The organism is Clostridioides sp. ZZV15-6598, assembly GCF_020657705.1.
Taxonomy (GTDB): domain Bacteria; phylum Bacillota; class Clostridia; order Peptostreptococcales; family Peptostreptococcaceae; genus Clostridioides; species Clostridioides difficile_F.
This window is the reverse complement of the sequence record NZ_JAGWCS010000283.1, coordinates 1-1,098: the sequence shown is the minus strand read 5'-3', so window position 1 is coordinate 1,098 and position 1,098 is coordinate 1. Positions and strand designations below refer to the sequence as shown.

The 1,098-nt window shown below is 28.1% G+C and carries 3 protein-coding genes; all 3 read right to left on the bottom strand.

Translation table 11 applies throughout. The features are described 5' to 3' along the window. Positions 1-314: 314 nt before the first annotated feature. From KGF50_RS21575 to KGF50_RS21565, 3 genes are read right to left on the bottom strand one after another with little or no spacing between them, the layout of a single operon-like run. Entirely contained in the window at positions 315-677 is a 363-nt protein-coding gene (locus KGF50_RS21575; RefSeq protein WP_227849961.1) for a sporulation protein Cse60, read from the bottom strand. Then, positions 670-858 carry a hypothetical protein gene (locus KGF50_RS21570; RefSeq protein ID WP_227849960.1) on the bottom strand — a complete coding sequence of 63 codons (189 nt, stop codon included), beginning with the start codon at positions 856-858 and terminating at the stop codon, positions 670-672. Before KGF50_RS21570 ends, KGF50_RS21575 begins: the two co-directional genes overlap by 8 nt. A 16-nt stretch (positions 859-874) precedes the next feature. Next, positions 875-1,063, bottom strand: coding sequence for a hypothetical protein (locus tag KGF50_RS21565; protein ID WP_227849959.1), 189 nt, complete (start codon positions 1,061-1,063; stop codon positions 875-877). Positions 1,064-1,098: the final 35 nt, after the last annotated feature.

Sequence of the window (1,098 nt, the reverse complement as noted above, 5' to 3'; positions counted from 1 at the left end):
ATTCTCTTATATAGTCTGATATATCATATACTCTTTGACATTTATGTTCTATACAATCACAAATATCTTTTATATTTGTTTCTTCTGGTATTTCAACTATAACCTCATGTTCTAAAGTAACTTTTTCCTCAAATTTAATTTTATATTTTTGCAATTTAATTCCCTCTTATTTTCGTTTTTGAGACTCACAAAACCCTTCAACAATAATTTATATTAAAAGACATTTTGCAACTCTCTAAACTGTTTTAGTTAGATATTTCTTATATAATAACGTTCTAATCACTTTATTTTTTTACTTATTTCATTGTTCCTTATTATCTCCTGTTAAAAGTATCATTTTTAGTTTTGTATATTACTAATGCACAACCAAAATATTCACTATCATATTTCTGACATTCAGTAAAACTTGCAACAGAATATTTTATATCTATTACATCTACACTATTTTCATTACTTTCTAACCATTCATTTAAATCTCTTTCTAAACTATGTCCATCAAACTGTTTAACTTTCATATAATCCACCTCACTTTCAAGCCATTTTTTGCTTCCTTCAATACAACTATAGACGCAAGTCTCAATTTCATAAGCACAATACTCGCAAATACAATCAGCACTTCCAATAAGAACAGCCATTCCATCCTCATCCAAACTTTTTATCATTTCAAAGTTAGTCATTCTTAACACCTTCTTTATTTTTATAATAGTTTTTTATTCCAAGATTCCAACAGTCTTCACAAACACGTATATCTATATATCTAAGTAAGCTTGTGTTACCCTGCTCTTTATTAATAAAATATTTTTGTTTCTCAACATTAATCATTTTCTTGCAGAAATCGCACTGTATTAGTTCACTCATTATTCCTCTCCCTTCTTTATTTCAACAATAATTCATCTAAAAAATCTAAATACACAGTCAATTCCTCATCTGTCATATTGTCTAAGTCTGCTGAACCCGTTCCTATTTCTTCTTCCGCTTCAACAATGAACTCTCTATATGTTTGTATATTAGGAAACTCAATCTCTATATCACATATTCTTTTATCTAAGTCCTCTTTTCTCATTCTTAAACCCTCCCGCATTATCACAATTTTCACTC

Excerpts from the sequence above, each read along its gene's own strand:
- KGF50_RS21575 (WP_227849961.1), bottom strand. The coding sequence starts at position 677 with ATGACTAACTTTGAAATGATAAAAAGTTTGGATGAGGATGGAATGGCT.
- KGF50_RS21570 (WP_227849960.1), bottom strand. The coding sequence starts at position 858 with ATGAGTGAACTAATACAGTGCGATTTCTGCAAGAAAATGATTAATGTT.
- KGF50_RS21565 (WP_227849959.1), bottom strand. The coding sequence starts at position 1,063 with ATGAGAAAAGAGGACTTAGATAAAAGAATATGTGATATAGAGATTGAG.